The organism is Sphaerisporangium sp. NPDC049003 (assembly GCF_043197795.1).
In the GTDB taxonomy this organism is placed as follows: Bacteria; Actinomycetota; Actinomycetes; order Streptosporangiales; family Streptosporangiaceae; genus Sphaerisporangium.
This window is the reverse complement of record NZ_JBICTU010000029.1, coordinates 20198-29343: the sequence shown is the minus strand read 5'-3', so window position 1 is coordinate 29343 and position 9146 is coordinate 20198. Positions and strand designations below refer to the sequence as shown.

The 9146-nt window shown below is 64.8% G+C and carries 5 protein-coding genes; 2 read left to right on the top strand and 3 right to left on the bottom strand.

Annotated features, from left to right (window positions below):
- On the bottom strand, positions 1-1152 hold the full coding sequence (locus ACGFIV_RS28520) for a hypothetical protein (protein WP_358553839.1): 1152 nt from the start codon (positions 1150-1152) through the stop codon (positions 1-3).
- 5 nt (positions 1153-1157) lie between these two features.
- Positions 1158-3587, bottom strand: coding sequence for a PEP/pyruvate-binding domain-containing protein (locus ACGFIV_RS28515; protein ID WP_358553842.1), 2430 nt, complete (start codon positions 3585-3587; stop codon positions 1158-1160).
- Positions 3588-3851: 264 nt separating this feature from the next.
- Between ACGFIV_RS28515 and ACGFIV_RS28510 the strand changes: the two genes are divergently transcribed.
- Positions 3852-5057 carry an ATP-grasp domain-containing protein gene (locus ACGFIV_RS28510; protein WP_392838199.1) on the top strand — a complete coding sequence of 402 codons (1206 nt, stop codon included), beginning with the start codon at positions 3852-3854 and terminating at the stop codon, positions 5055-5057.
- The gene (locus tag ACGFIV_RS28505; RefSeq protein ID WP_358553848.1) at positions 5054-6256 is read left to right on the top strand and encodes an MFS transporter; all 1203 of its coding nucleotides are present in this window, start codon (positions 5054-5056) and stop codon (positions 6254-6256) included. Before ACGFIV_RS28510 ends, ACGFIV_RS28505 begins: the two co-directional genes overlap by 4 nt.
- Before the next feature lie 3 nt (positions 6257-6259).
- Here the strand turns inward: ACGFIV_RS28505 and ACGFIV_RS28500 are convergent, their stop codons facing one another.
- The gene (locus ACGFIV_RS28500) at positions 6260-9097 is read right to left on the bottom strand and encodes a BTAD domain-containing putative transcriptional regulator (protein ID WP_392838198.1); all 2838 of its coding nucleotides are present in this window, start codon (positions 9095-9097) and stop codon (positions 6260-6262) included.
- Positions 9098-9146: the final 49 nt, after the last annotated feature.

Sequence of the window (9146 nt, the reverse complement as noted above, 5' to 3'; positions counted from 1 at the left end):
TCAGCGCACCACCAGGGCCAGCTCGGGGCGGGCGGACACAGAGTCCTTCAGGAAGGTCCTCTTTGAGTAGAAGCCACGCTGGTCGTTCAGGCCGCGGGCTCGAAGGAACCCTTCCAGCCACTGTGCGATCTCCGCCATCTCATCCAGGACAGCGGCCTCGTCCGCAGCGATCGCGGTACGGCTGCGCAGGTACTCCAGTTCGCACTGGTGCAAGACGACGTCGGGGGCGTCCAACAGGCTGCAGTGGTCGAAGAAGATCCCGTATACGTGTCCGGTGGTTACCGACTCGAAGTTGACGTCGTAACGGACCCGGCGGAAGGAGGGGAGCCGGACCGCCTCAAGGCCTAGCACGTCGGTGATGTAGTCGCCGAACTGCTCGACCTCGACACCGTAGGTGTGGCTCTCCCTGCGCTCGAAGGAGTCCTCGGCGTACCACTTGCGCTTGACCAGGTGCTTTCCGTCGGTAGTGGGGATGAAGGAGACGTACCCCAGCTCTGCCGCGGGCGCGGTGATCTCGTACAGGTGGTTCAGGTAGTCCCACGCTTGGAACTCATCGCGGTACTCCATGACGTAGCCGGGTAGGTCGCCCGCTAGCAGGCTCCGATAGAGGTCCAGGTTGGCGGTCCATATGTCCACTGGGGGAGTGAGTGTGTACTTGTACTCGAGCTCCTGGCCGACGAAGCACTTGCGGTAGTACCGCTGGTGGTTGTTGAGGAACAGCGCCTGCTCACTGTGGAGCCGGGCTGCCTCGGGCAGCCAGCGCAGCGAATCGGCAGGTTCGGCCAGCGGACTCGAGGTGATCCGGATGAAGCACGCGTCTTCCTCAAGGAATCGGATCTGGGAGTACACGTGCAGCCCGTCGCCGGTGTCGCTCAGGCAGAACAGTGGGACGATCGGGCCGTCTCCCAGCAGGCTCCGGACCTCCTGGCTCGGCCGCATGCCGGGGAACAGGGCGACCCCCTCAGATGTGACCCGGCGGTCACCAGCGATCAGCTCGACCGGGCCGAGGTCGGACCAGCGCAGCACGAGGGTGTTGCCCGGGGCCCGCAGCTCCAGCGGAATCAGGATGAGCGGCTCGTCCGCGCGCAGCGGAGCCGTTCCGTTGAGGACGTGCAACCCGCCCAGGACCAGCCAGCAGTTATTCTCTGTCACGTCAGTCACTTTCCGCCCGTCACAGTGACGGTCCCACTGCTGATTACCGCATGTCCTTCGCTGGGCAGGCCCTGGGCCGCCACCGCTGGCAGGCCCGCCTCCCGCAGCAGGATGGCCAGGTGGCCAAGGGTGGAGCCCTGATCGAAGACGAACCCTGCGACGTCACCGATAAGGACCGAGAGCACGGCGTACGGGCGAGAGGCCCGGACGATCGGTGGCTCCGAGCAGGCCCGGACTCGCGCGATGATCTCCCGGAGCCCTTCGTGGCCGGACAGGTCCTGCGACCTGTCAACACTGACTGCCGGCCCGATCGACAGCCGGCTGAGCACTTCGTCTTCGTCCAGGGCGAGCAGCGGCCCTGCGGCGGTTCCCGCCGAGATCACACGCGCGTCGGCGGAGTTCAGGGCGTCCCCGCCCAGCAGCGAGTAATCGACGAAGAACAGCTTCCCCGACTGTCGCACCCACTCAAGAGTCATCGGTCCGTACCGGTCACTCATGGCCCTGGTGAACTCGGCGAGCTCGCCTACATGGGCGTTGATCGGGCTGTCGGCCGGGTCGACCTGTCCGTTACGTATCATCACCGCCGCGGCGCCCGAGGTGCCGCGATTGAGTGCCATGAGGCCCTCAGGGGTGTACTCGACGATGAAGTCGTCGCCCACGCGCCGGGAGATGATTCCCAGATCGCCCCGAAGGTAGTCCCGAACGATCACTGTGTGCAGCCGGGTGGAGTCCGGTCCCGCTCCGGTGGTCTCGGCGAGTCGGCTGAGAAGTTCCGCCTTGTGCACCACGATCTGCCGGAGGGTGTCACCGAAGTCCAATACGCACTCGTCGGCGCAACCCTCGTCGATGACCTCACGCAGTCGACCACCGGTCTCCGCGGCGCACAGGCCGCGCCCGTTGAAGTGGACGACCCAGCCGTGGCCGACGCCGACACCGCATTCGACGGCCAGCCTGTGCGCCGGCCCACGCTTGGCCGCATAGCCGCCATAGACCGCGGAGACCTCACCGAGATCGACGGAGGCGGGTATCTCGTCGAAGTAGAGTCTGTAGGCATCAGCAACCGGCTCGTCATGGCTGGTGTTCTGCTGGGACGCGGCGGTCTGCGGCCGGACCTGGATGAGGTGCACCCCGTCAGCGTCGGCGGCCCACTCGACGTCCACGTCATAGCCCTCGGCCGCGCGGAGTGCCTGTACCAACCGCACGACCTCGGCCAGCGCAGGGACATCACCGGTGAGCTCTGCCGATTTGGCAAGGACCGGCACGGCAACCCCGGCGACCAGAGAGTCGGCCAAGCCTTCGACGTATTCGATCACGACCCCGTCCTCGGGGTCGGAGAAGGCGACCCCGGCCAGCTCAGGCCGGATCATCCTCTGGACGATGACGGCCAGCCTGGGTGTATGGGAGAAGTCGCCCGCGCGGACCCGGGCCGCCACAGCCGAGGCCCCGTAGTAGGAGCGCCAGCATTGCTCGACCGCCTGGGCCACCGCATCAACGCCCTGTACACCCAGGACCGTGGTATGGATCCCGGCCAGGCTCGAGCCGGCGGTGTCCTCGTCGAGGCCGGAGGAGCGGACGGCGAACTCGACGCTCTCGTCGTCGCCGAACATGTCGGCGATCCGGACTGCCAGCAATTGCCGGGCCTGTTCGGTCAGGTGCACCCCGGACACGATCTTTTGGATGTCCATCAGGGAGTCCGTGAGGAATGCTCCCACTGTGGCTCGAAGGTCGTTGAAGGCCGCGGCCAACCCGCGGCGCTGGTCGTCACTGAGCGCTCCGTCGAACTCCTCGGCTGAGATGCAGAACGCGTTGGGGACTCGGAAGCGGCGACTGTTCGCCGCCAGAGCGGCGAACTTCGGTCCTGTCCTAGCGGGGTCGACGCTCGCCCCCAGGCCGATGAAGCGCTGCCGGGCGAACTGCTTGTGGAAGTCCTTGTGGATGTCGCTGCTTCGGGGTCCGGTCGCGCCCTGGTACTTACCGTCGTAGAGTTCGATATCTCCCTGCGGTCGCCACCACATCATCTGACCGATGTTGATGCCCGGATAGACCCGGACCGCGTTCATGGAGTAAAGCTGGAGCGTCCATTGGCCCTTGTACCCGATGTCGCCCAGACTCGCCGACAGGTTGATGAACAGCCCTAGCCTTGCCACCGATGAGCGTGCGGCGAAGGTCGGCGCATAATACTCGCTGCCCAGGACCTCGATCGTATGCGCAAGATACAGCCGGCCAGGCTCAAGGACATATCCCTCGTCGGGAATCTCGATCTCGTCGCACTCGTTGCCGTGCCGAGCATCCAATGGCATGTCCCGATAGACGCATAGCGTCCGACCGAGCCGGAAGTTGTAGCTGTTCGGATTCACCTGCTCGGGAGTGAAGGGGTCGATCGTGATACGACCGTTCGCCCATTCCCGCGCAATCTCGGTACCCGTGAGGATCACTGTCCACCCGTCCTGAATCTTTGCTGGGTGAACAACATCCCTCCGTGGAGTAGCGCAGCAGTATCGCGCAGATGGCGCACCAGATCAGTACAGGACGGCAGGGGCTCCGCTTCACCTGGACCGCAGGACCAGCCGCTACCGACCGACCACCGGCGATACCTGCGTGATACGGATGGCACGGGATGATTATTCACTTAGCAGTCGATCGTCCCCTGGAGAGTCACCATTCACGCCAAAGGACAACGGCCCCTGCTCATCCTGATCGTGACGGGCCTTCAGAATTACCGTGAGTACCTACTGGCGAGCATCAGTGCCCGCTACCGGATCCATCTGTTCACTCTGACCCCGACCACCTGGGAAGATCCTTACCTGGTCGGCAGCACCGTCGTCGCGGCGACCGACACCGACACACTCGCCGTGGCGGCCGCCGAGCTGAACGCGCGTGAGCCGGTCAGTGGCGTGGTCTGCTGGGACGAATCCCGGGTCCACCAGGCAGCGTGCGTCGCCGAGAGCCTCGGCCTTCCACATACTCCTGCCGAGGCGGTGTGGCGCTGCCGCGACAAATACCAGGGCCGCTCCGCCCTGGCCCTGGCCGGGCTCGCACAGCCGGAGTTCGCTCTGGCCGGGACCCTCGAAGAGGCCTTGGCCGCGGCCGAGAACATCGGCTATCCGGTGGTGGTCAAGCCCCGGGCCGCAGCGGCCAGTTATGGCGTGTCGCTGGTGCGCTCTGCCGAGAAGATGGCCGAATCCTTCGCCTTCGCTGACCAGGCGACCGTGGCACATATGCCCGAGTTCGACCAGTCAGTCCTGGTTGAGGAGTATCTCGCCGGACCCGAAGTGAGTGTGGACTCCGTAGTCGTCGGCGGGCGCGTGACACCGCTGTTCGTCGGCCGCAAACAGACCGGCTACCCGCCCTACTTCGAGGAGACCGGCCATGTGGTCACGAACCATGACCCGCTGCTGCGCGACCCCGCTTTCCTCACCTTGCTCCAGGACACCCACACTGCGCTCGGCTTCACCCACGGCTGGACTCACGCCGAGCTGAAACTCGACCCGATCCCGAAGGTCATCGAGGTGAACGCCCGGCTCGGGGGTGACATGATCCCTTATCTTGGGATGGCCGCCTCAGGGATCGACCCTGGCCTGGCCCTCGCCGCGCTGGCCACCGGCGCCGAGCCAGCGCTCGAAGTGCAACGCGACCTGGTGGCGGCGATCCGGTTCTTCTATCCCGAGCATGACGACACCGTTATCGACAGCGTGAAGTTCGACGCTGCGGCGCTGCCGGCCGAAATCGACCGAGCGGTCGCCGTCGTCATGCCCGGCGCCACGGTCTCCCCACCACCGCGCGGCCTGCTGATGGGCCGGATCGCGTACGCCACCGCGGTCGCCCCGACCGGGCAAGAGTGCGTGGCCGCCCTCGACCAGGCGGCCAAAGCATTGCGGATCAGGGAAAGGACAGAGGTCCGGTGACCACCCACGCCCCTCAGACCCACGCCGGGAAAGTCGGTGTACTCGCGACCTTCAACGAGTCGCCGTTCGCCGTGAAGGCGCTTCTCTTCGGTGTTCTGGTCAACAAGCTGGGTTCGTTCGTCCAGGTCTTCCTCATCCTTTTCATGACCACCCGTGGTTTCACAGGGGTCCAAGGAGGCATAGCACTAGGCGTCTACGGTGCCGGCTCCGTTGCGGGCGTGCTGATCGGCGGCACGCTGGCCGACCGCATCGGCGCCCGGATGACCATCGTTTTGGGAATGGTGGGAACTGCCGTACTTCTCGTGGCTGTTCTGCACATCCGCTGGTACGCGGGGATACTGGCGGCGGTGGCTCTGGTCGGGATGATCAGCCAGGTCTACCGGCCGGCAGCCTCCTCATACATCGCCGCGCTGATCTCGAGCGACCGGCAGGTGATGATCACCGCGATGTACCGGCTGGCGCTCAATCTGGGCACCACCGCCGCTCCGCTGCTCGGAACGGCACTGGCCGCAGTCTCCTACGATCTGCTGTTCTACGGTGAGGCCGCCGCCGCCCTCTGTTACGCCGTGATCGTCCTGGTGGCCTTGCCGCGCGGAACCGTCGCATCAGGTGCCACCCCTGTCAGCCATACAGGTGGGTACTTGGTGGTCCTGCGTGACCGCCGCTTCGTCGCCTTCATGTTCGCTGTGATGCTCAACTCGGCGGTGTACATCCAGTACATGAGCACCCTTCCTCTTGCCATCCGCGAGGCGGGCTTCGGCACCTTCTGGTACGGAGTCATGCTCGCGATCAACGGTGCGATTGTGATCTGCTTCGAGCTGCTGATGACCAAGATCGTCCAGATGTGGCGGATGCGACGGGTGGTGACAGTCGGCTTCTTCTTGCTGGGTGCCGGTATGGCCGTATACGCGCTGCCTGGCGGACTGGCGGTGTTCGTCATCGGCACTCTGCTCTGGACACTCGCCGAGATCATCCAGGGGCCGTCGATGTTCGCCTACCCCGCCCTCGCCGCGCCCCCTGAGAGCAGCGGGCGCTATCAGGGTGCCACCCACGCGATGTTCGGTATTGGAACCGCTGTCGGCCCCGCTATCGGCGTCGTCCTTTGGAGCAGCCTCGGCAAGCCTGCCTGGATCATCATGGGCGCGATCTCCGTGCTGGCCCTCGTCCCCGCTTGGTATGCCATCGGCAAGAATAGGTGACGTTCACTGGCCGAGCCTGGAATGGATCTTCTGATGAACCGCGTCGCGCAATGGGTGGTTGAGCTCTTCTAGGAGTTCCTGGGCCTTGCGCCAGAGCCGCAGCGCCCCGACTGTATCCCCAAGCTCTTGTCTAAGGTCGCCGTACCTGCTAAAGGTCTCGGCCTGGCTATAGCGGTGCCCAAGCCGGGGAAGCCGCTCGCCCATGGGAATCACCTGCCGATAGCATTCCTCAGCCGCATCAAGGTCGCCGCTGCTCTGGTAAGCGTAGGCGAGGCTGTCCCATACGTCGGCCTCGCCGGCCAGGTTGCCGATTTCGCGATTGAGGGTCAGCGCCTCGCGGCAGGCCGACACAGCCGTGTCGTAATCGCCGAACGATGCGAAGTACCAACCCAACGCATTGCGCGCCTCGGCCTGCCCGACCGGGTTGTCGTCCTTGGTGTGCAGATCGAATGCCCACTCGGCGTGGTGCCGGCACTCGTGCTTACGGTGACGTCTACCGCTGTACAGGCTGAGACGGTGATGGGTCCTGGCCTGTCCGCTGATGTCGCCGATCTCTTCGAACAGGGCGAGCGCGCGGACCAGTTCTGGCTCGGCGCCTTCGCCTGCGGGATCCAGCAAGTCGGCGGCACTCCCGAACTCCAGCCGAGCGATGGCCTCAGCGTACGGATCGCCAAGGGCACATGTCGCATCGACCGTGTTCTTGGCCACCCGATACCAGTCGTGCCAATGGCCGAGCCGTTCCAGGAAGGGAGCGAACCCCTCGACGATCCGCCACGTGTGGTTGGGGAAGCCGTCGTCCTGTGCCTTGAGAAGTGCTGCGATGATCGAGCCCCGGTTGTCCTCGAACCAAGCTTCGGCCTCGGCCACCGTTTGGAAATGGGTCGTGAGCACTCCGCGCTGCAGGGTGGGCAGCGGGGTGAGGCGGCGGGCGGGCATGAGCAGTCCCACAGCTCTGTGGACGTTGTGGAGGTAGTAATCCAGCACACGGTTGGAGGCCAACCGTCGGTCGGCCTCCAGCTCCTCCTGGTTCACGACCTCCGCGGCGAAGCTGCGGACCAGGTCGTGCGTCGAGTACTGCCCCGGTCTCACATTCTCCACCAGGTGGTTTCTCGCCAGGTCGGTGAGAGCCTTTTGCGTGTTCGCCAGGGACATCCCAGCGAGACTGGCCGCCGCCGCAGTGGTCACCTGATTTCCATGATGGAGGCCGAAGAAGCGCAACAGCCTACGTCCATCGTCAGTCAGGTGCCGGTAGGAGCCATGGAGCAGGGACCGCATGCTGGTCGCGGTGTCGCCGGTTTCCAACCGGTCCAGCGGGCTCAGCGTCTCCTCGAACATCTCAACGAAGTCCGCGAGTCGCAACGACGGCTGGCTGAGGGTCATCGAGGCCAGGATGCTGGCCGCAAGCGGAATGCACTCTGACATCGCAACCATCGTGGATATCGCCTCGGGCTCAGCCTTGACCCGCTCGTCCCCGACGAATTCCTCGATCAACTTGGCCGTCTCGTCCATCCGCAACGGTCCCAACCTGATCGACTGAGCGCCGGTACTGACCAGGAGACCGGTCAGTTGGTTGCGGCTGGAAATGACAGTCAGGCAGCCAGACGAAGCGGGGATCAGGGGAAGTACCTGCTCGGTGTCCCTGACGTTGTCGAGAATCAACAGCACCCGTTTGCCCGCGAGCGCACTTCGGAACAGGGCCGCCTGCGCCTCGAGCTGTGCCGGGATCTGACTTTCCGGAACGCGGAGCGCGTTGAGCATGGACCGGAGCGCGGTCTCCGGCTCGATCGGATTGTCCGAGGTCTCGAAGCCTCGGAGGTTGAGGAAGAGCTGGCCGTCAGGGAACAGATCTGCCACTTGATGTGCCCAGTGCACGGCCAAAGCAGTCTTGCCGATGCCCCCGATGCCGCCGATCACCACGATGGAGGCAGCCGTCCTGTCCTCTCGCTGGGTCTGACTCAGCACTCGGTTGAGTACTCTTAGCCCGTCGACTCGTCCTGTGAAGTGATACGGGGCTGCGGGCAGCTGCCGGGGTACCATCGTGGGCGACTCGATCGCCTGCTGTCGGACTTCTGGTTCCTCACTGGCTTGCGGCGCGACCAGGGTTTCGTCGTTCTTGAGTATCGCCAGATGCAGTTGCTGCAGTTCGAGCCCCGGCTCGCTTCCCAGCTCCTTGATGAGCTCGCGGCGAATCCTCTGGAAGGCGGCGAGAGCGTCACCCTTACGCCTACTGCGGTAGAGGGCCGTCATCAACTGAGCCCAGAACCGCTCACGGAACGGATGTGACTCGACAGCACGCTCGAGCTCCAACACGATGTCATCGTGATGCCCGAGCGCGAGCTGGGTCTCGTAATGCAGCTCCAGAGTCCGCTGATGAAGCTGCTCGAGGTGGGGCAGCTCGCGCTCCCGAAGGCTTGCGGACGGCACCTCGGTGAATGGCTCGCCAGACCAAAGCCCAAGCGCTCGCTGCAGCTCGCCTGCGGCCGCCCTCCAGTCGCCCTCCCGTACGGCGGACCTCGCGCTCATCGCGTGCCGTTGAAACATCAGCAGGTCTACCTCATGCACCTCGGCTCTGATCTGGTAGCCCTGTGGTCGGGTTACGATCCTGCCGCCCAGTTCGTCGCCCAGTGCTTGACGCAGCCGCATCACATAGGTGCGCAGAGCGACTCTGGCGTTGTCCGGAGGGTATCTGCCCCAGAGGACCTCGATCAGGTGTTCCACCGACAGAGGCTGGTTCGGTTTTGCCAAGAGCGCGGCCAGTAGCGCGCGCTGACGGCCGGAGTTCACGGGAATCGTTCGATGGCCGTCGCTGATACTCAGCGGCCCGAGTATCTGGGCTTCCAACCGTCCCCCCAGCCTTTCACCATTCTCCTAACGCAACGCGTTTGTTGCC